Source organism: Acidiferrobacteraceae bacterium (assembly GCA_037388825.1).
Classification (GTDB): domain Bacteria; phylum Pseudomonadota; class Gammaproteobacteria; order Acidiferrobacterales; family JAJDNE01; genus JARRJV01.
Map to the genome: position 1 here is coordinate 1 of JARRJV010000020.1, position 19,420 is coordinate 19,420.

At 60.1% G+C, this 19,420-nt stretch carries 20 protein-coding genes and 1 pseudogene; 11 read left to right on the plus strand and 10 right to left on the minus strand.

From position 1 onward, the window contains the following. The 4 genes and pseudogenes from bioB to P8X48_05190 all read right to left on the minus strand — a co-directional run bounded on the left by bioB (position 1) and on the right by P8X48_05190 (position 4,031). Positions 1-915, minus strand: a pseudogene (bioB, locus tag P8X48_05175) (biotin synthase BioB). Between the two features lie 66 nt (positions 916-981). Then, complete coding sequence (gene fnr / locus P8X48_05180) at positions 982-1,752, minus strand: fumarate/nitrate reduction transcriptional regulator Fnr (GenBank protein ID MEJ2106707.1); 771 nt, start codon at positions 1,750-1,752, stop codon at positions 982-984. A 132-nt stretch (positions 1,753-1,884) separates the two neighbouring features. After that, positions 1,885-3,285, minus strand: a complete 1,401-nt coding sequence (gene hemN, locus P8X48_05185) for an oxygen-independent coproporphyrinogen III oxidase (GenBank protein ID MEJ2106708.1) — start codon at positions 3,283-3,285, stop codon at positions 1,885-1,887. A 122-nt stretch (positions 3,286-3,407) separates the two neighbouring features. Then, positions 3,408-4,031 (minus strand): TatD family nuclease-associated radical SAM protein, encoded by a 624-nt coding sequence (locus tag P8X48_05190; GenBank protein ID MEJ2106709.1) that lies wholly within the window; start codon positions 4,029-4,031, stop codon positions 3,408-3,410. Between the two features lie 347 nt (positions 4,032-4,378). On the opposite strand from P8X48_05190, the gene P8X48_05195 reads away from it, so the two are divergent. Genes P8X48_05195 through P8X48_05205 form a run of 3 tightly spaced genes read left to right on the plus strand, consistent with a single transcriptional unit; the run spans position 4,379 to position 6,632 of the window. Next, positions 4,379-5,269: an ABC transporter ATP-binding protein gene (locus tag P8X48_05195; protein ID MEJ2106710.1), complete on the plus strand. Its 891-nt coding sequence runs from the start codon at positions 4,379-4,381 to the stop codon at positions 5,267-5,269. Next, positions 5,266-6,276 carry an ABC transporter permease gene (locus P8X48_05200; GenBank protein MEJ2106711.1) on the plus strand — a complete coding sequence of 337 codons (1,011 nt, stop codon included), beginning with the start codon at positions 5,266-5,268 and terminating at the stop codon, positions 6,274-6,276. The genes P8X48_05195 and P8X48_05200 overlap by 4 nt, the downstream gene beginning before the upstream one ends. 5 nt (positions 6,277-6,281) lie before the next feature. Next, the gene (locus P8X48_05205; GenBank protein ID MEJ2106712.1) at positions 6,282-6,632 is read left to right on the plus strand and encodes a GIY-YIG nuclease family protein; all 351 of its coding nucleotides are present in this window, start codon (positions 6,282-6,284) and stop codon (positions 6,630-6,632) included. Here P8X48_05205 and P8X48_05210 read toward each other — a convergent pair. Continuing rightward, entirely contained in the window at positions 6,629-7,366 is a 738-nt protein-coding gene (locus tag P8X48_05210) for a DUF4197 domain-containing protein (GenBank protein MEJ2106713.1), read from the minus strand. The genes P8X48_05205 and P8X48_05210 overlap by 4 nt on opposite strands. 184 nt (positions 7,367-7,550) lie before the next feature. Between P8X48_05210 and P8X48_05215 the strand changes: the two genes are divergently transcribed. The 3 genes from P8X48_05215 to P8X48_05225 all read left to right on the plus strand — a co-directional run bounded on the left by P8X48_05215 (position 7,551) and on the right by P8X48_05225 (position 12,911). After that, entirely contained in the window at positions 7,551-8,237 is a 687-nt protein-coding gene (locus P8X48_05215; protein ID MEJ2106714.1) for a TetR/AcrR family transcriptional regulator, read from the plus strand. Between the two features lie 65 nt (positions 8,238-8,302). Then, complete coding sequence (locus tag P8X48_05220; GenBank protein ID MEJ2106715.1) at positions 8,303-9,736, plus strand: TolC family protein; 1,434 nt, start codon at positions 8,303-8,305, stop codon at positions 9,734-9,736. 13 nt (positions 9,737-9,749) lie between these two features. Beyond that, complete coding sequence (locus tag P8X48_05225) at positions 9,750-12,911, plus strand: efflux RND transporter permease subunit (protein ID MEJ2106716.1); 3,162 nt, start codon at positions 9,750-9,752, stop codon at positions 12,909-12,911. A gap of 185 nt (positions 12,912-13,096) precedes the next feature. Here the strand turns inward: P8X48_05225 and P8X48_05230 are convergent, their stop codons facing one another. Genes P8X48_05230 through P8X48_05245 form a run of 4 tightly spaced genes read right to left on the minus strand, consistent with a single transcriptional unit; the run spans position 13,097 to position 14,660 of the window. Beyond that, positions 13,097-13,474: a hypothetical protein gene (locus P8X48_05230; GenBank protein ID MEJ2106717.1), complete on the minus strand. Its 378-nt coding sequence runs from the start codon at positions 13,472-13,474 to the stop codon at positions 13,097-13,099. Between the two features lie 26 nt (positions 13,475-13,500). After that, entirely contained in the window at positions 13,501-13,749 is a 249-nt protein-coding gene (locus P8X48_05235) for a hypothetical protein (GenBank protein ID MEJ2106718.1), read from the minus strand. 23 nt (positions 13,750-13,772) lie between these two features. Further along, the gene (locus tag P8X48_05240; GenBank protein ID MEJ2106719.1) at positions 13,773-14,078 is read right to left on the minus strand and encodes an antibiotic biosynthesis monooxygenase; all 306 of its coding nucleotides are present in this window, start codon (positions 14,076-14,078) and stop codon (positions 13,773-13,775) included. A gap of 42 nt (positions 14,079-14,120) precedes the next feature. Then, positions 14,121-14,660: a peroxiredoxin-like family protein gene (locus P8X48_05245; GenBank protein MEJ2106720.1), complete on the minus strand. Its 540-nt coding sequence runs from the start codon at positions 14,658-14,660 to the stop codon at positions 14,121-14,123. Between the two features lie 164 nt (positions 14,661-14,824). On the opposite strand from P8X48_05245, the gene P8X48_05250 reads away from it, so the two are divergent. From P8X48_05250 to P8X48_05270, 5 genes are all read left to right on the plus strand, one after another. Then, positions 14,825-15,613, plus strand: coding sequence for a hypothetical protein (locus P8X48_05250; GenBank protein ID MEJ2106721.1), 789 nt, complete (start codon positions 14,825-14,827; stop codon positions 15,611-15,613). Then, positions 15,610-15,990, plus strand: a complete 381-nt coding sequence (locus tag P8X48_05255; protein MEJ2106722.1) for a hypothetical protein — start codon at positions 15,610-15,612, stop codon at positions 15,988-15,990. Before P8X48_05250 ends, P8X48_05255 begins: the two co-directional genes overlap by 4 nt. A gap of 19 nt (positions 15,991-16,009) precedes the next feature. Continuing rightward, entirely contained in the window at positions 16,010-16,561 is a 552-nt protein-coding gene (locus P8X48_05260) for an amidohydrolase family protein (GenBank protein ID MEJ2106723.1), read from the plus strand. A 72-nt stretch (positions 16,562-16,633) separates the two neighbouring features. Next, positions 16,634-17,677 carry a COX15/CtaA family protein gene (locus P8X48_05265; protein MEJ2106724.1) on the plus strand — a complete coding sequence of 348 codons (1,044 nt, stop codon included), beginning with the start codon at positions 16,634-16,636 and terminating at the stop codon, positions 17,675-17,677. A 219-nt stretch (positions 17,678-17,896) separates the two neighbouring features. Then, a complete protein-coding gene (locus P8X48_05270; protein ID MEJ2106725.1) occupies positions 17,897-18,265 on the plus strand; it encodes a hypothetical protein in 369 nt (122 codons plus the stop codon). Positions 18,266-18,404: 139 nt separating this feature from the next. Here the strand turns inward: P8X48_05270 and P8X48_05275 are convergent, their stop codons facing one another. Next, positions 18,405-19,412 carry a GGDEF domain-containing protein gene (locus P8X48_05275; protein MEJ2106726.1) on the minus strand — a complete coding sequence of 336 codons (1,008 nt, stop codon included), beginning with the start codon at positions 19,410-19,412 and terminating at the stop codon, positions 18,405-18,407. Positions 19,413-19,420 lie beyond the last annotated feature (8 nt).

Here is a 19,420-nt window from a genome sequence, read left to right on the forward strand (position 1 = left end):
GGCGCTGCTGGCCGCCTGTACCTCACTGTCTTCGTTCAGCGGCATGGGGTGCAGTCCCAACTCACGAAACAGTTTCTGGTCGACATCGGTCTCCGGGTTCGGTGTCGTCAACAGCCGGTCGCCGTAGAAAATGGAGTTGGCGCCGGCAAAGAAGCACAGGGCCTGCAGATGATCCGGCATCTCCTGTCGGCCGGCCGAGAGCCGGACCATGCTCCGCGGCAAGGCGATGCGGGCCACGGCAATGGTACGCACGAACTCCAGCGGCTCCAGCGCCGGGAGTCCCTCATCCGCTTTGCTAGCCAGGGGTGTGCCGGCGATGCGCACCAGGAGATTGATCGGCACACTTTCCGGTTGCGGATCAAGACCCGCCAGTTCGGCGATCAGGCCCGCACGCTGCCGACGCGACTCTCCCATTCCCACAATGCCACCGCAACATACCTTGATGCCGGCGTCGCGGACCTTGTTGAGGGTATCGAGACGATCGTCGTAACCATGGGTATGGATAATCTCGCCGTAGAAATCCGGCGCCGTGTCGAGATTGTGGTTGTAGTAGTCGAGCCCGGCCCCGGCCAGGCGCTCAGCCTGACCGTCCTTGAGCATCCCCAGGGTGGCGCAGGTCTCCAGCCCGAGGTCGCGCACCGCCCGGATCATGGCCTCCACCGCACCCAAATCCCGGTCCTTGGGACCGCGCCAGGCGGCGCCCATGCAAAACCGTGTGGCGCCGCGATCGCGCGCTTCCTTTGCCGCGACCAGCACGTCTTCCAGTGGCATCAGACCTTCATTTTCCACGCCCGTGTGGTAGCGCGCCGACTGCGAACAATACCCGCAATCCTCTGAGCACCCTCCGGTTTTGATCGACAGAAGCGTGCTGACCTGAACGGCATTGGGATCAAAATGCTCCCGGTGAACCGTCTGCTCCCCGAAGCTAGGGGAAGGCTCTACGCTTGTCAACCATGGACAGCGGTCCAGGTTGACGGAGACCTAGTTGCTGAAATTCTTGATGGTGTCGCCGTAATCGCCCGCCATGGAACGAAGGGTCGGAAGATCCAGCAGGGAAACATGGCGGCTCTCCACCTTGAGCAGACCTTCGTCCTGAAATCGCGAAAACAGGCGGCTGACCGTTTCCAGGGCCAGGCCCAGGTAGTCACCCAGATCCTGGCGCGACATGCTCAACATGAAGTCGGTCTCGGAGCGGCCCAGCCGGGCAAATCGGCGAGAGAAACTCAACAGGCAGGCCGCCAAACGCTCCTCGGCATTCATCTTGCCAAGCATGAGCAGCAACTCGCCGTCGGCCACAATTTCGCGACTGAGGATGCGAAACAGTTGGTGTTGTAGTCCGGGAATCTCGCGGGCGAGTTTCTCAAGGCCATCGAAGGGAATCTCGCAGACCTCGGCCGCCTCCAGGGCCACAGCATCGCAATGGTGACGGCTGGTACTGATCCCGTCCATACCCATCAACTCACCGGCCAGATGAAATCCGGTGATCTGTATGTCGCCGCCGAGGGAGATTTCGTAGGTCTTGGCGCTGCCCGATCTGAGGGCATAGAGAGAGCCCATGGGCTCGCCAATGCGGTAGAGGAAGTCACCCTTCTTGACCTTGTGGGTGCGTTTGACCGCCCTTTCCAGGGCGGCAAGATCCGTCTTTTCGAGACCAAGCGGGAGGCAGAGTTCGCGCAGAGAGCATTCCTCGCACGCCGCCTTGATCCGGCTCAAGTCGACAATATTCGCTCCTACTTCCCGTTTCATCGTCATGGGAACAACCTGTTTTCCGCGAGCCGAAGAGGGATTTGAACAATAATCGAGGCAAGAGTCTAGAGCACTGTGCAGGATTCTATGACACCCTGCACACGGAAATAGTCTTATGAGATGTGTGTCTTTTTTGGGTTAAATGACCCGGGAGTATTGCGCTTCCTGGCCCAGGTAGGCGTCGAACACCATGCAGACGTTCCGGATCAACAGCTTGCCCACTGGCAACACCTGGATCCTGTGGGCATCAACGTGCAACAGGCCATCACCGGCCATGGTGGCCAGCGTTTCCAGTTCCGGACCAAAATACTCGCCGAACCGAATTCCGAATTCCTGCTCGATATCCGCGTATTCGAGCCGGAAATGACAGATCAGCCGATTGATCACCGCGCGCCGAATCTGGTCGTCCGCCGACAGCTCCAGACCGCGGACAATGGGCAGGTGCCCGCTATCGATGGACGCATGGTATTCATCCAGGGTCCGCGCATTCTGGCTGTAGGTATTCGCGATGCGGCCGATCGCGGTGATCCCCATGGCCACCAGATCGCATTCCCCGTGAGTGGAGTAGCCCTGAAAGTTGCGTGTCAGGCTGCCATCGCGCTGGGCAACCGCAAGTTCGTCATCCGGGCGTGCGAAATGATCCATACCTATATAAACGTAGCCCGCGTCCGTCAGCATCTTGATGGTGGTCTTCAGGATTTCCAGTTTCGCCGACGGTGGGGGCAAATCTTCAGCGCGGATCCGTCGCTGTGGCTTGAACCGTTCGGGCAGGTGAGCGTAGTTGAATACCGACAGACGATCAGGGGACGCGGCGATGACCTGCTGCAGCGTGTTCGAGAAAGTAGCAACCGTCTGGAATGGCAAACCGTAGATCAGATCCATATTGATGGAACGAAATCCCAGGGTCCGCGCCCGCTCCAGCACTTCCAAGGTCTGCGGCCGGGGCTGAATCCGGTTGACCGCCTCCTGGACACGGGGGTCGAAATCCTGGACGCCCATACTGAGTCGATTGAATCCCAACTCGCGCAACAGCTCCAGGGTCCCGGGCCGAATCTCCCGCGGATCCACCTCCAGGGAATATTCCCCACGATCGTCATCGCGCAACGAGAAATGCCGCCGCGTCTGCTCCATGAGCGCGCGCATCTCGTCGTGACTGATGAAGGTGGGCGTGCCGCCACCCCAATGCAGCTGGTCCACCGTTCGGCTGTCGTCAAACAGGGCCGACTGTATTTCAATCTCCCGTGCCAGGCGATCGAGGTAGGGCGCGGCGCGAGTACGGTCCTTGGTCACAACCTTGTTGCAGGCACAGTAGTAACAAACCGTGTTGCAAAACGGGAGGTGGAAATAGAGGGACAGGGGACCGCCGGCTGCATTGCTGGCCGAAGCCGCCTTTCGGTAGTCTTCCTCCGTGAAGCGCTCATGGAACTGAACCGCCGTCGGATAGGAGGTATAGCGGGGACCGGTCGCATCGTACCGGCTAATCAACTCCGGATCGATCCGAACCGAATGCATGTCCTGCTTGTCATTGTCAGGCTTCAATATCGATTGCTCCCGGTACCGGGCCTCGGCCCGCTCGCGACTCCGGCGCTTCGCCTCGTAAATTGCAGATTCGGCGCATCCGACACACTTCGTTGCGGAACCGTTTCCCGATCGGAGCGCGACTAGTGCGATGGCGCGGGGCCGTATACCACGGCGGCAAATTCCACTCCCAAATCATCAGCAATCTGCTGGCACGCAGCCTTGTCAACATCCCCAACCCCCTCCATCGCCACCAGGGTCAACTTCGGCACGAATGCGCGGGCGCTGCGGGCGAACTCCAGAGCGGCCGAATGCGGATCGGCGAAACCACATTGGAAATACCGGTCGTACGTGGCCTGGTCGTGGACATTAAGAAACACCGCGAGCTGATCGACGCTTCCTTCCAGGTCAGGTGTGATATCACGCTGATAGACCACGTTTGCCAGCCCATCGGTTTCCAGGCTTACGTGGCCGCCGCGTTCGCGAACGCGGCGCGCGACCTCCAGAAAATCGTACAGGCGCAGCGTCGGCTCTCCGGGGCCACCAAAAACAATGTCGCGCCAGGAAGCCGGGTCTCCAATAGCATACAGGATTTCGTTGACGCTGGGTTCGCGTGGGAGCGGCCTGCCACCGCGTTTTTCGAGGAGTTGACTGAACTTGGCGGGCCAAAACCGACACTCCAGATTACTCCGTTGCGTAATCTGCAGATAACGCACACCATCCTGTGTAAACGCAAATTCCGTGACTGAAGTGTTGCGCTCATCCATAGGCTTGCATTGACATATAACTTCTCAACCCTCCCCGACGACACAGCCTAGAGAGTTGATTCGCTTTTCGTATTGACCCAAGTCAAGCGTCGGCGGTTCGGAGCCCGAACGAAGGCGCAAGCTGGAAACGAGTCTCGATATCAAACAGAGCATTTCAATTATTGTGGTTTTCCGTTTGCATGACTCGGGGTCAGGGCCGCGGCGGGCAGACAGCGACAAGGTCAAGGAAAATGTTCATACTCCGGCTGCTGGACTGGTACTGGCCGACCACGGTTTTTTTCCGGTACACAGCCATTGCCTGGACTGTTAAGACTTCGTAAATCAAGCACTCATTTTGCAGAAATACCGTGAGTACAGAGCCACTCATCGCGTGCCGCAAGCTGACCAAGCAGTTTCGCTCCGTGCTTGCCGTGGACGGTATCGATCTGGCCATTCCCGCCGGGAGTTGTTTCGGACTCCTGGGCCCCAATGGCGCGGGCAAGACGACGACCGTGGAAATGCTGGAAGGAATCGTCGACCCGACGCGTGGCGAGATCCGGTACAAGGGTGCAGCCCGCGACCGCCGCTTTCGCGATGAATCCGGAATCATGTTCCAGGCAACCGCCTTGCCCGAACACATTACGGCACTGGAGACGCTGAAGTTGTTCGCGGCACTATATCCCCATTCAGTTTCCCTGGAATCGGTCGTCGAGAACTGCAGCCTGGAGTCCTTCATCGACCGCGACAACCATCGTCTTTCCGGCGGACAGCGCCAACGCCTGCTGCTGGCCATCGCCCTCGTGAACGATCCCGTATTGCTATTCCTGGACGAGCCCACAACCGGACTGGATCCGCAGGCACGCCGAAATTTCTGGGACCTTGTGGAACGACTGAAGGATGCCGGCAAGACCATCGTGCTGACGACGCACTATATGGAAGAGGCCTACGTCCTGTGCGACGAAATCGCAATCATGGACCGCGGACGCATAGTGGCTCAGGGTACGCCCGAAACGCTGTTGGCACAGCACTTCAACGATGTGGTGCTTCAGTTGCCGCTGGACGACGTACCCACCGGCTTGCACGCGCAAGGCTTTGAGATAGTGTTCCGCAAGGACGCGGTGGAGATACTCAGCAAGGACGTAAACGAAACAATCCGTCACCTGCTGGACCAGGGAATCCCTCTGGGCAATCTGCAGATCCGCCGGCGAAGTCTTGAGGATCTGTTTCTCGAGGTGACCGGCCGGGAGTTGCGCGTATGAAGGCCGGGCACGTCGTCGCGGTGTTCATCGCCCGCAACAAGGAATTCTTTCGCGATCGCGCGGCATTAAGCTGGAACATCGTGTTTCCGGTGCTGATCGTTGCCGCGTTTGCATTTGTGTTTTCCGGCCCGCTGCCGGCGCAATACAAGGTTGGAGTCCTCGGCAAAGACAACCACCATCAGAGTGCCGGCCCGGAACTGTTGAAGCTCAAGTATCTCGACATCATTTCCTTCCCCAATCGCGCGGTTGGCGTACGCAAGGTGAAGCGGCACCAGATCGACATACTGATCGATCCGGCATCCCGTCGGTACTGGATCAACGATACCTCGCCCAAGGGGTATTTCCTTGAACGCCTGTTGCGGGAAGAGCCTCACAACGCCTATCAAAAGCAGACGGTGACGGGGCGCCCAATCCGCTATTCGGACTGGGTCGTGCCGGGCGTACTGGGCGTAAACATGATGTTCAGTGCCCTGTGGGGAATTGGCTACGTGATCGTGCGCTACCGCAAGAATGGCGTCCTCAAACGGCTGAAGGCGACGCCCCTTTCGGCGCTTGAGTTCCTGACGGCCCAGGTGCTGTCGCGCATGATCATTATTCTCGCCATCACGGCTTTCGTATTCTTTTCCACCTGGTGGCTCACGGGCTTCGCCATGTTCGGGTCCGTGCTGTCCCTGTTCGTGGTGTTTGCAGTCGGTGCCTTCAGCCTCGTCACCCTGGGACTGCTGGTCGCCACGCGCACCGCGACGGAAGAGCTCGCGGAAGGACTGTTAAACGTGGTCAGTTGGCCGATGATGCTGCTTTCCGGTGTCTGGTTTTCGCTCGATGGACTCAACCCGATCATCCAGAAGATCTCCCTCGCCTTCCCGCTTACCTATCTGGTGTCCGCGGCGCGTGCAATCATGGTCGACGGCGCCTCGCTGACCGATGTGATCCCGCAGCTCGTGGTTCTCGCGGCCATGAGTGTATTGTTCCTGCTCATCGGGGCCGTGACCTTTCGCTGGGAGTAGTGCGAGTGGCAACAAACAGGGATCGCGACGCGGTGTGCGAAGGCTGGGTGGTCTACATCCTGCTTTGCGGCGACGGCACCCTGTACACAGGCATCAGCAATGACCTTCCCCGGCGTCTGCGCGCGCACGATCTCGGCCGCACCGGTGCGCGCTACACACGTGGTCGCGGGCCGCTACGCCTGGTGTATGTCGAGGATGCCGAAGATCGAGGCACGGCCCTGCGCCGTGAGGCCGCGATCAAGCGTTTGTCGCGGCATGAGAAAAGTCGCCTTGCCCTGGCCGGCGCCCGCCGCCGGAAACTCGAGGGAATCGACCCGGCGGCCTTGCGGGAACTCCGTCGTAGCCTGCCCGGCTAGCCGCCGAATACCTTTTTCAGCAATTCCGTGGTGCGCGCAACGGGGTGCTCCCGAATCTGCTTTTCTTCCTGCGCAACAACATGGAACAAGCCATCCAGGGTACGTTCGGTTACGTACTGATCCAGATCGACGGCGCGCACACCCAGTTGCCGTGCGGTCGGGCCCGCGCGGTCCATCAACTTCTTGTAGGCGCTGGTCACGCCGGCCTTTGCCGTAGTCTGGCGAACGATGGGCAGGAACCGGCGCCCGAGTTCCTCGCCTGAATGCTTGCGCAGGTAGACGGTGGCGGCATCGTCCGGGCCACGCACGATCTTCACCGCATCGCGAACCGTCATGTGGGACACGGTATTTCGGATGACGTCAGCCGCCAGGGGAATGGCCTGTTCGGCGGCGCGATTGAGCGTACGCACGAATCGATCCGCGTAGCGTCCCTGGCCCAGGCGACGCAACAGGGAATCGACCGATCGCAGCTCCTTCGGCATCGGAACCCGCACCTCCGGATTCCTGAAAAAGCCGTCCTTCTTTCCCAGGGTCCGGATCGCCCGCTCCCCACCCTGCCCCAGGGCCTGCCGTATGGCCTGAGCCATTTCCTTCTCGCTCGGCTGTGAGGACGACTGCCCCAGGAGCCTTGACAGGTCCTGCCCAAGGTCGGCCCTTGCCCCGGACGGGGCCATCACGCCCATCAGGAACAGGCCCGCCAGGGCGAGGGCCCTGAATGTTGTTCTTTGTGACATGAAGTCTCCGCTGATCCAAAGGGCCACCGGAATCAGCATAGCCGCCGCCCGGCAGGAGGGGAACCGCGGCCCTGCCCGGGCGTCCCGCCGGGATGGACGTTGCAGGATAGCCGGCCAAGCGCCCCCATTTGCACGTAAAAAATTTGTAATTGCTAATGACTGGCGAGTCAGTTATATATTGGCGATGCTGAAATCCGTACACAACCACAGCGAAACCTGTCGCTGGCGGCGGCGCAAGGAGGCGCGCCCGGGCGAGATCATGGACGCCGCCCTGGAGCTGTTCGCGGAGCGTGGCTACGCCGCCACCCGCCTGACGGAAGTCGCCGCCCGGGCGGGGATCTCCAAGGGGACCCTGTACCTGTATTTCGACAGCAAGGAGGCCCTGTTCCAGGCCGTCATTCGCGAAATGATGGTGCCCCTCATGGAAAGCGCCGAGCGACAGGCCGGGGACTTCACCGGAGATACAACGGACTTGCTGCGGGACATGAGTTCATTTTGGGTGGACTGCATCATGAACTCCCGGCTGTCCGCCGTCCCCAAGCTCATTGTCTCCGAGGCCGGCAACTTTCCCGAGCTGGCGCGGTACTACAACGACCAGATCATCCGGCGCGGAACACGCCTGGCCATGCGCATCCTGGAGCGCGGCATCGAACGCGGGGAATTCAACGATTGCGACGTGCGCCATGTCGCACATGTAATTATTGCACCCATGGTGTTCTGCGCCATCTGGCAACATTCGCTGGCGCAGATCGATCCGGATGCATTCGAAATCGAACCGTACTTCGCAGCCCATTTGGATGTTGTCCTGCATGGACTCAAGGGAACGACTACCGATACAGCGGAAGACAAGACCAGTTCGAACCGTCAATGACAAAACTGCATCGCGGCGCCGGTTCGACCAACGCCAAAAGCAAAAAACAAAGGAAGCGATACGCCATGAAGCGAATCCATGTACTACTCCTGCTGGCCGGTCTTGGCCTCAGCGGTGGCGTCCGCGCCGCGGAACCGCTCACCCTGGGCCAGGCCCTGCAGAACGTGGTCGACACCTACCCGTCGCTCGAAGTTGCACACATGCAACTGCAGCGCGCGCAGCAGGACCGTTTGCAGGTCGAGAGCCAGTTGGGCTGGGTCCTCGGCGCCCAGCTCGGCGCCAGCCATGACCTGTCGCCACTCACCGGCACGCCAAGTGACAGTGCCAACCTGAGCACCAGCCTGAACCGCGGCCTCGCCTCCGGCGGTTCCGTGGGGATCACCGGAAGCTACAACTACGTAGACAGTTCCTTCAGCTTTCCCGGGCTACCCAATCCTTCGTACACCGGCCGCGTCGACCTGACCTTGCGCAAGCCCCTGGCCAGGGGTGCCGGCAACCCCGATTACAAACAGAGCCTGGTCTCCGCCGATGCCAGCGCGGCCATGGCCCATGCCAATGCCCGCGCCGCCCGCGACCAGATCGCGCAACAGACCATGTCCCTGTTTTACGGTGCCGCCCTGACCTGGGCACAGCTGCAGAACGCACGCGACGGCGTGCTTCGTGCCGAGCGCCTGAAGAAGTACGTACACAGCAATGCGCGCCTCGGCCTCGCCGAGGACAAGGACATCCTGCAAAGCGAGGCACAGCTGCGGGCGCAGTCCGCCCAGGTGGATGCGCTGCAGGCGGCCTGGGATTCGCAGCGGACCTCACTCAACCGACTCATGGGTCGTCCGGCGGACGAGGAATTCGTGCCGGTGCTCCCTCCAACGACCTCGGAACCAGACTCGGATGCGGATGCCGTGTACAAGCAGGCCCTGGCGTACAGCCCGGATCTGGCGCGGATTCAGGCCCAGGCAGACATCTCCGAGGCACAACTGGTCCGAGCACGCAATGCATCCCGTTCCCAGCTGGATCTGGTTTTGGGTCTCGGTGGCGGCAACCAGCAGGGGCCCAGCATACCCTCCAGCGTCAATGAATCCGACTACGCCGCGAGCGTCCGACTGGAATACCAGAAGCCCCTGGACCGCCGCGGTGCGGATGCGAGTGTCACCCAGGCGCAGCTGGACCACTCCATTGCCCTGCGCCAGCTTCAGGCCACCAAGGATGATCTGCGCTACAACATCGACGGTCTCCTGCAGGATCTGAACAAGTCCCACGATGCGGTGAAGAGCCAGGAACTGCGCGTGGAGGCCGAAACCAGCAAGCTCAAGGACGCCGAACACCGCTACCGCCAGGGCCGTGCTGATACCACCCAGCTGATCCAGTTCGAGAACGATCTGTTTCTTGCCCGGCTCGCGCTGGAGCAGCAACGGATTACCCTGCTGCAGAAGCAGTTCTCCCTGAATCTGTTACGCGGCACGCTGTGGAACAACGTCCGCCTGCCCGCCCAGTATCAATAAGAAAGGATTCGCGATGAAGGCCATTATTCGCTACCTGGTTGAACACGATCTGATCGTAAACCTCGTTTCCGTCTTTCTCGTGCTGTTGGGCCTGTCCGCGGTCTTCAATATCAACCGCGAGGCCTTTCCCAACGTCAACCTGGATCAGATCCAGATCAACAGCGCCTACCCCGGGGCAACGCCGGAGGAAGTGGAACGCCTCATCGTTACGCCCATCGAACAGGAACTGAAGTCCCTGAACGGCATCGACAAGATGACGTCCATCAGCTTTCCGGGCTCGGCCCGCATCCTGCTGGAACTGGATCCCCATGCGGCCAACCGTTCACGCATCGCCAGCGAGGCCCAGCTGGCGATCGACCGGGCGGACCTGCCAAACGATCTGCCGGACAAACCCTCGGTGCTGGAAGTCGACGGTGCCGTGTTTCCGATCCTGCAGCTGGCGGTGTCTGCGCCCCGCTCCGAGTTAAAACTCAAGCGCCTCGGTGATCGGATCAAAGATGACTTGCTGAATATCGACGGCGTGGCCAAGGTCCATATCGAAGGTGCCCGTCGCGCCGAGATCCGAATCGTTGTCGATCCGAAAAAGATCGCGCGCGAGCGCGTCTCCGTGGGTGAGATCGCAGCGGCGATTACAAACTGGAACGTAAATGCACCGGGAGGCGATCTCGAGACCTCCGAGGGGCAAAAGGCCGTGCGTGTCGCTGGCGAGTTTACCGGACCCAAGGATGTGGCCGACCTGGTCTTGCGCGCCAACGAACGCGGCCAGGGGATCCGCCTCGGCGACGTGGCTACGGTCACGGAGAACCTGGCCAAGGCCTCGTTCTATTCCGACGTCCAGGGCAAGCCAGCGGTCAACATGATCGTCATGAAAAAGGCGGACAAGGACATCATCGATACCGTGGACAAGGTCCGCGCCTACCTCAAGACCATTCCCGAGGTGTATGGCAAGGACGTGCGCGTGGATACCTTCCTCGACATGTCCCGCTTCGCGCGCCTGCGCCTGGGCGTCCTGACCACCAACGGGATCTTCGGTCTCATTCTGGTATTCGCGACCTTGATCCTGTACCTGCGCCCGTCGGTCGCCCTGACCACGACCTGGGGCATCCCGGTGGTATTCCTGACGGGGCTCTACGCCCTGTATGTCTATGGCATAACCATGAATCTCGTCTCCATGCTCGGATTCATCATGGTACTGGGCATGATCGTGGACGACGCCATCATCATCGGCGAGAACATAACCTTCTACATGGAAAAGGGTATGGTGCCGCGCGACGCCGCAGTAAAGGGCGCGATGGAGCTCATGGGGCCGGTGGCGGCGACGGTGATGACGACCATTGCCGCATTCCTGCCCATGATGTTCATGTCCGGCATCATCGGCAAGTTCATTGTTGCCATCCCCATCGTGGTGATCACGCTGTTGTTCTTCTCGTGGCTGGAATCATTCCTGATCCTGCCCAGCCATGTTGCGTGGGTGGCGCGGCCCACGGCCCACCCCAAGGAGCGGGCCTGGATTGTTGCCCTTGAGCACGGCTACGCCCGCTTGCTCAACAAGGCCCTGGACCACCGCTACATTACGGTCGGACTTTCGGTGTCGATACTGATCGGCAGCCTGATCCTGGCGGCGACCGCCATGCGTTTCCAGTTGTTCCCGCCCATCGGCGTGGATCAGTACATCGCGCGTGTGACCGCACCGCAGGGCACCAGTCTGGACAAGATGCGCGCCATCATGTCGAAGGTGGACGAAACAATGCGCGCGGAGATCAATCCGAAATATCTCGAAAGCACCGTGGTCAGCACCGGCCAGATCGCGAGAGATGGCGGTGACCCCCTGACCCAGCGCGGCTCGCGCTTCGCCCAGATCAATGTCTTGTACACTCCATCCGTGACCCGGCCGGATCACGACGCATTGAAGGATATGCGTCGCTTGGCGAAGGTATTGCCGCCCCAGTTTCCGCGCCTGGAAATCAACTTCAGCGCCTTGACACCGGGACCGCCCACCGGCCGGGCCCTGGAAGCGGAGATCTCGAGCAACGATACCGCCGTGACCGACGCGGCCGCCCGACGGCTGATGGAGATGCTGAAAACAGTAAAAGGCGTCACTTCCGTGGATTCGGGGCTGGAGCCCGGCGATGACGAGTTACTCGTTCACATGGATCGCGCCAAGGCCACCTACGCCGGCGTGGACCTGGCCACGGCGGCGAGCCATATCCGCGCCGCCGTCGGTGGTCTGCGCGTGTCCACCCTGCGTTGGGGAACGGAACAGGTGGATGTCACGATTCGCTATCCACAAAACGGCGTCGACGCCCTGGAGCAGCTGCGCGATCTGGAGATCCCGAATCAGCGCGGCGGCCTCGTTCCATTGAAGCGCATTGCCACACTTGAAAATCACCCGGGATTCACCACGATTCGCCACCGGGCCGGCATCCGAACGGTTACGGTCACTGCGGACATCAATACCGATGTCATCACCAGCGTGGAACTGAACAACCTGGTGAAGAAGAAGCAAGCGGAGTGGATGGGTCCTGACGCCAAAAAGCTCACGGTTAGCTACGGCGGCGAGGAAGAGAAAAACAACGAGTCCTTCCGCGACCTGTTCCGCTCGTTCGCCTTCGCCCTGCTCGGCATCTTCTTCATTCTTGCGATCCAGTTCGGCAGAATCACCTACCCCATTGTGGTGATGCTGGCGATCCCCTTCGGTGCCGTGGGCATCATCCTGAGCTTTTACCTGCACGATCTCTTGTGGCGACCCATGCCGCTGTCCTTCTTCGCCAGCCTGGGCTTCGTCGCCCTGTCGGGGGTGGTGGTGAACAGCTCCCTGATCCTGCTGGTATTCATCCAGCGCGCGCGGGCGGATGGCATGGGCTGCCGCGAGGCCATCGAACTCGCGGGCCGAAGAAGGTTGCGTGCCGTGATCCTCACCGCCACGACCACCGTGGTTGGCCTGCTGCCCACGGCCTACGGCTGGGGCGGCATGGATCCGCTGGTATCGCCCATGGCCCTGGCCCTGTCCTGGGGTCTGATGGTGGCCACGCTGGTCACCCTGCTCACGATTCCCGCGACCTATGCCATCGGCGTCGACTTCAAGATCCGCTTGAGGCGTCTCGGGGCGAGGATACGGGAAAACGAGAGCGTGAAGCGGCTGCTGGCGAAGCTGCCGCATCATCGGGTGGAGTAGTTTGCCTGTCGCCAAGGGCGACTACTAGCGGGGCGCTCCGCCCCCTGCACCCCCGGGGTACTTTCGTTTCGGCGAAAGTACGCAAAGCCATCTGCTCCTGCGTTCGCTTACTCCTGCGCTTCTCGAAAAAACCGCGGGCGCTCATCCAACTCGCCGGCCTGGAAAATCGTCCGGCTCGGGCTCGATCAGGGATTCGCGCCTGGCGGTTTTTCCTTGCGATGCTCGGCGCGAACGAAGTCGCGGGGAACAGCGTCCGGCATATAGGTCATCGAAACAGATTTCAGTCCCGTGTCCGCCGCCGCGGCCGACGAGGAAAACCGGCGAATCGCGAACCGCTGTTCGAGCCCGAGCCAGTCGTCAGACTGGCCGGCGAGTTCGGTTCGCGTACCCGGTTTTCGAGGAAGGGTGAGGGGAGCCTGGAGGATCTGAAAGATCCGAAAGGCCAAGGACCCGGGGGTCCTTTCTTTTTGGGTACTTTTTCTTTGGACAAGCAAAGAAGAAGGAACCGGGCCGTCCGGACCAGCCCGGACTAGTAGCTTTTCAATTCGTCGCAGGCGAAACAAAAAACAATTCCCGCCTCCGGCGGAAATCACTCCAGCGAAATTACGATCCGTTCGTTCTTCACGTGATCCTCGACCTCCACCAGGGTCCCGCTGACCTCGGGATTGTTGGAGAGATTGACGATCTCCTCGACGTCGATGCCTTTTTCGTGCAGTTCGTCCATGGCGCGTTTGGGAATCAATTTGGACGCGACCTGCAGCACCCCGCCGGGGATGGTGACGGTGGTCGCGGGTTCCGATGATCCATTCTTGTAAACATTGATCTTCAGGCTGGCCATTGCTTCCTCCTGCAGGTTTCCGGCTACTTCCGGGCGTTTTCGTAGACCATGGAGTAGTGCTCTACCTCGGGAAATGGATCGTAGAAATGATGCAAGAGCCTGCGCCATTCCTGGTACCGCGCCGAGCCGCGAAAGCCTTCCGTGTGATCTTCGAGCCTTTCCCAGTTGACCAACAGGACATAGCGGCCGGCATTCTCCAAGCATCGCTGTAACTGGTGCGAAACATATCCGTCCACGCCGGAGATAATATCTTGTGCCTCACCGAAGGCCGCCTCAAATTCTGCCTGCTGGCCCGGCTTCACGTCGAGGATTGCAAGTTCCGTTATCATGGGGCTTCCTTGTCGCGCGGTCGTGTGGTTCGAATGAGAGGACTAAGCTTGCCTTGCTTTTCGCGCCAGCTCCAGTACGTGTGCGACTTCCCAATGATCGTAGGCATGGTCGCCGTATTTTGCCGCCAGGATCCGGCCGTTACTGTCAATCAGAAAATCCGCGGGAAGGCCAAGGGGCGATTCTCCAAGCGCCGGAAGGCCGACGCCATAGCGGAACATCCCCTTGAATGCGGCGGGCCATACGCCGGGATTGAGCACAGAGAGGATGGACGCCTCCACCCCGAAGGCCTTGTATAGTAACTTCTTCGGGTCGGCAACGATCGGGAACGGGGCATCGGTGTGATGTTTCAACAGCGCATCTTTGTCAGAATGGAATATGGCAACTTCCTGTATTCCCGCGGCAAGCAATTGATCGTATCCCTGCATGAAAGAATGAATGTGCAGATTGCACATCGGGCAGCCGGCAAAGCGCCGAAACTGCAGGTGCGTCAGTTGCGTCGGATGCGGTACCGGGACCGATGAGCCCTGGATCGATTCCAGCTCGTACTGCTCAAGTATTTCCCCGCTATGCCTGCGAGCCATATCCCTTTCTCCTGTACCTTGAGTGAGCGACTACCCGGGAAGCCGGGTCAGACGGGGCATTTTCTTGCCGTTCCGGTTGGCCTATATTGACAACTGCGATCGAGCCCCTTACTTCAATTTGACACCGTCGTTACGTCGAGGTTCCGGAGCAACTGAGCGACGCCATGGCAGTCATCACCTTCAAGAAGATCCGCGTTGCGATCCTGCTGTTCGTCCTCGCGACGGTGGCCATGGCCACCTGGCAGCAATCCCGGGCGGTTGCCAACTGGACCTCGCCGCTGGAATTGACGCTGTATCCGATCAATGGCGACGGAACTGCGGAGGTTGAGAAATACATCGCCGGCTTGCACCAGGATCGGTTCGACGACATCACCCGCTTCCTGGTTGAAGAAGCCAAGGCCTATGGGGTGGACACAACACCGCTGGTGGAACTGGACCTGGGACCCGAGGAAACGCAACTTCCGCCGTCCCCGCCTCCGGACGGCACTCGTCTCGACATCGCCTTGTGGAGCCTGAAATTGCGCTGGTGGTTGCACGAAACGGTTTCGTCCTGGGGCCTGGACCGTCGCCACATTCGCATCTTCGTCGTGTACCACCGTGCCCACGGCAAGAAGCCGCTGCACCACTCCTTCGGTCTGCAGAAAGGACTGGTGGGCGTGGTTCATGCCTTCGCCATTCCCGAACAGGACGGCGAGAACAGCATGGTCATTACCCACGAATTGATGCACACCCTGGGCGCCACCGATAAATACGGTCCCGACGGGCAACCGCGCTATCCGGATGGCTATGGCGACCCGGAGCAACAGCCCCGCTATCCGCAGGACTACGCCGAGATCATGGCCGGGCGCATCGCTACTTCCGCGACGACATCCAAAATCCCCGCCAGCCTGGACAACTGCCTGATCGGTCCGGAGACTGCGCAGGAAATCCACTGGCTCAAACCGTCGACATGATACTTCGTTCTCATCTCCGCAGATGGTTGCTTGCCAATCTCGCCCTTGTGCTGCTGTGCGCATCGCTGGTACCGGCGTACGCCAGGAAACTCCCTCCCATCGCCGACGTACACCTGCACTACACCTGGGACCAGGTGGACGTAACGAGTCCGCGCCAGGCGGTGGCTGCCCTGAAGCGCAACAACGTAGTGCTTGCCGTGGTTACCGGCACCCCGCCGGACCTTGCGCTGGAGATCGCGCGCGCCGGTGGCGACCGCATCGTACCGATTTATGGGCCCTATTTGAGCGGCTATGGCCGTCGCGACTGGTTCACCGATCCGCGAACCCTCAGGGCCGCCCGGGCGGCCCTCGCCCCGGGCGGCCCTCGCCAGCGGTAAATATTTTGGTATTGGTGAAGTGCACCTGCGCGCCGGGCTTGGCCCACGACGCGACAATCCGATCTTCACCGGCCTGATCGAACTGGCCATCGAGCACGATGTCCCCGTTCTGATCCACACCGAGTCATCGAGCCACCTGTATTTTCAACCGCTGTGCCAGAACTACAGCAAGGCAAGATTCCTCTGGGCACATGCCGGCGGCCTGCTGAATGCATCCCAGGTCGGAACCCTGATGAAGCTATGTCCAAACGTTTGGGTCGAGTTGTCCGCACGGGATCGCTGGCGCTACACCGTAACGCCCATTGTCGACGATCAGGGCCGCCTGTTGCCGGAGTGGGAGGCGCTGCTGAAGGAGTATCCACAGCGGTTCATGATTGGGTCCGATACGGTGTGGCCGGTAGATCCATCCCACCGCTGGGACGAGTCGGATACCGGCTGGAAGAAGATCGATGACTACCTTGGATTCCACCGGCACTGGCTCAGCTTTCTACCGGAACAACTGGCGCGCCAGGTGCGCCTGGAGAATGCACAACGCTTTTTTCACCGGGACCGACGCAAATCAGACGGCTGACGGGCTATCGTCCGGCGCCTCGAAACTATATTATTGGCGCCCGCTGCATCCTCGTACCACCGGGAACCCAACATGTCCGTCGAAAACAAGTCCAATCGCGCCATCGCCATCTGGCTGCTGGTCGTCTGCGCCCTCATCTTCAGCATGGTCGTGCTGGGCGGTGTCACCCGCCTGACCCGCTCGGGCCTGTCCATGGTCGACTGGAACCCCATCATGGGTGTGGTACCACCCTTGAGCACGGAGCAATGGCAAAAGACCTTCGATCGTTATCAGCAGTTCCCGGAGTACAAGAAGGTGAACGAGGGCATGACCCTGAGCCAGTTCAAATCCATCTTCTGGTTCGAATACGCCCATCGCCTGCTGGGCCGCACCATCGGCTTGGCCTTTCTGGTTCCCTTTCTTGTCTTTCTGGTGCGGCGGAAGATTCCGCGCTCACTGACGCCCCAACTCATCACCATGTTCGTGCTTGGCGGCCTGCAGGGCCTGCTCGGCTGGTACATGGTGAAAAGCGGACTGATCAATCACCCACGTGTAAGCCAGTATCGCCTGACCGCGCATCTGTCTGCGGCCATTCTTATATATGGATACATTCTCTGGGTGGCCCTAGGCCTGCTGCTGCCGAAACCGGTGAGCGATCCCGAGCGCGCACCCTTGTTGCGGCGTCTGGCGCTTACCCTGTTCGCCGTGATCTGCATCATGATCGTTTCCGGCGGTTTCGTCGCCGGAACCCATTCCGGATACGGTTTCAACACCTTCCCCACCATGAACGGGTTCTGGATCCCGCCGGCCCTGTACAGCGAGGTTCCGTGGTGGCTGAACTGGTTCGAGAACCATACGACCATTCAGTTCAACCATCGCATGATTGCCTGGATTCTCATTTTCAGCGTGCCGGCCTTCTGGTTCTTTGCCCGCAAGCAGATCTCCGATCGCATCACCCGCATTGGCGTGCATGCCCTTCTTGCCGCGCTGGCCTTGCAGGTGACCCTGGGCATCACCACCTTGCTTCTGGTGGTTCCGGTGCCGATCGCGGCCATGCATCAGGCCGGCGCCCTGATCGTTTTCACGGCTATCCTGTTCGTCAATCGCCGCTTGTGGACGCGCGCCGCTTCGGCATGACTGCATTTGCATGATCGCAGCGCCGGTCTTTCCGGCGCTTCCCTGACCTTTCCTTCGTGATTGCCGCGGCGACTCGGCATTCCTGCCTGCAATTGCCACAAGGCGCGTGCAGGAAAAAGCTTGTCGAGTTGTGTGCGCGCGGAACATACTGTGTAGCCAGGAGCTTCAGCATGGGCTTTCCGGCACAACGTCCATGCTGCATCGACCAGGGGAACAGACATGGATGAATATAAACAGGAGTTTCAGGACCAGGATGACGTGCTGTTCGTACGACTCTCCGGCCAGTTTCCGCGCGAACTTCTCCGACAGCAGCGGAACCTCTTCCAGCCACTCATCGACGCGTGCCATGCGCACGAGCGCAAGAAGGCGATTGTCGACGCACGCGACCTGCAGACCGACTTCGACACCATGGAGATCTTTGAGCTCGGCGAAAGTGCCGTGACCTTGACGCGTCAAGGCCTTCGCGTCGCTCTCGTAGCGCGCCAGGACATGATCGACCGTTTGTTCGAGGACGTCGCCTTCAATCGCGGTGGCGTTATCGGTGTCTTCACGGACATGGACGAGGCGCGCGATTGGGTTCTGAAGTAGCGCAGGGACTACACTACCTGCACAGATGCGACGACTGCCTGGGAGCCGACGGCGGACATCGCCGCTCGCGTCGTCCTGCAACTGCAGGGATGGGAATTGATCTATTCTCTTTCTGACGCCGGATTTTTCGGCAAGGATGTCAGTTGCCGGCTGACACTTCTTGCTCGAAAGCGGTTACGGCATTCTTGCCGGATTGCTTGGACCGATACATGGCCTTGTCGGCCTGGCCTCCCAGCGTATCGAGATCATCCATCCCGCTGGCCACACCGAAACTGGCCGTGATTCCTATGGTCTTTCCTTCAGCCGGAATCCTCAGCTCCGCGATCTGCTTGCGCAATTGCTCGGCGATCGCAAGCGATTGCTGCATCGTCGTGCCGGGAAGGAGTATCGCGAATTCCTCGCCGCCGATCCGACCTGAAATATCAGATCTTCGCAAACGGTCCTGGAATATGTTTCCAACCTTCACAAGCGCGCGATCACCGGCTGCATGGCCATAGCTGTCGTTAATTTTTTTGAAATTGTCGATGTCCATAATAATCATCGATACGGGTTTGTCGTTCCTGCGGCTCGCGTTGCTCACCACCCTGGCAAACTCGTAGAATGCGCGTCGCGTGTACAAGCCCGTCAGATCATCGATGTTCGCCATCCTCTCCGCCTGACGGCGAGATCGGTCCAGTTCGCGGGTCATCAGAAAATTCTGGTTGAGCGTTGCCCCGAGAAAGCGGGTGGCCCGCACGGCCGATGCGAGGAACAGGATCGCACCAATAGCCAGACCGACGAGCATACCGGACCCGGAGAACAGGAAGGACACTGTTGCCGGAAGCAGGATTGCTGCTATGGTGCTGATGGTCATAACAGCGTGCGAGGAATACACGGAAATCGCGCCACCAGCCAGGCCCACCAGGAAGCAGAAGGTGATCACCTGTAGCAACTGCGATTCGGCCGGCATGATCAGCAGACTACCAATCCCCCAGATCAATGACGTCAGCAACAGTGTGATGAAATACGGCCGTTCCCAGGCCAGTAGATCCACATCTGCGGGTATGAGAAAAGTCAAAGACAAAATGCCATACCAGGCAAGCAGGAGGCGGTGATCCTGGTAGTCCCAGAGAATGGCCAGCAGTACGGACGCTGCGAGGATGCTCACAAAAATCC

Excerpts from the sequence above, each read along its gene's own strand:
- fnr (MEJ2106707.1), bottom strand. The coding sequence starts at position 1,752 with ATGACGATGAAACGGGAAGTAGGAGCGAATATTGTCGACTTGAGCCGG.
- P8X48_05190 (MEJ2106709.1), bottom strand. The coding sequence starts at position 4,031 with ATGGATGAGCGCAACACTTCAGTCACGGAATTTGCGTTTACACAGGAT.
- P8X48_05200 (MEJ2106711.1), top strand. The coding sequence starts at position 5,266 with ATGAAGGCCGGGCACGTCGTCGCGGTGTTCATCGCCCGCAACAAGGAA.
- P8X48_05210 (MEJ2106713.1), bottom strand. The coding sequence starts at position 7,366 with ATGTCACAAAGAACAACATTCAGGGCCCTCGCCCTGGCGGGCCTGTTC.
- P8X48_05215 (MEJ2106714.1), top strand. The coding sequence starts at position 7,551 with ATGCTGAAATCCGTACACAACCACAGCGAAACCTGTCGCTGGCGGCGG.
- P8X48_05220 (MEJ2106715.1), top strand. The coding sequence starts at position 8,303 with ATGAAGCGAATCCATGTACTACTCCTGCTGGCCGGTCTTGGCCTCAGC.
- P8X48_05225 (MEJ2106716.1), top strand. The coding sequence starts at position 9,750 with ATGAAGGCCATTATTCGCTACCTGGTTGAACACGATCTGATCGTAAAC.
- P8X48_05235 (MEJ2106718.1), bottom strand. The coding sequence starts at position 13,749 with ATGGCCAGCCTGAAGATCAATGTTTACAAGAATGGATCATCGGAACCC.
- P8X48_05240 (MEJ2106719.1), bottom strand. The coding sequence starts at position 14,078 with ATGATAACGGAACTTGCAATCCTCGACGTGAAGCCGGGCCAGCAGGCA.
- P8X48_05245 (MEJ2106720.1), bottom strand. The coding sequence starts at position 14,660 with ATGGCTCGCAGGCATAGCGGGGAAATACTTGAGCAGTACGAGCTGGAA.
- P8X48_05250 (MEJ2106721.1), top strand. The coding sequence starts at position 14,825 with ATGGCAGTCATCACCTTCAAGAAGATCCGCGTTGCGATCCTGCTGTTC.
- P8X48_05255 (MEJ2106722.1), top strand. The coding sequence starts at position 15,610 with ATGATACTTCGTTCTCATCTCCGCAGATGGTTGCTTGCCAATCTCGCC.
- P8X48_05265 (MEJ2106724.1), top strand. The coding sequence starts at position 16,634 with ATGTCCGTCGAAAACAAGTCCAATCGCGCCATCGCCATCTGGCTGCTG.
- P8X48_05270 (MEJ2106725.1), top strand. The coding sequence starts at position 17,897 with ATGGATGAATATAAACAGGAGTTTCAGGACCAGGATGACGTGCTGTTC.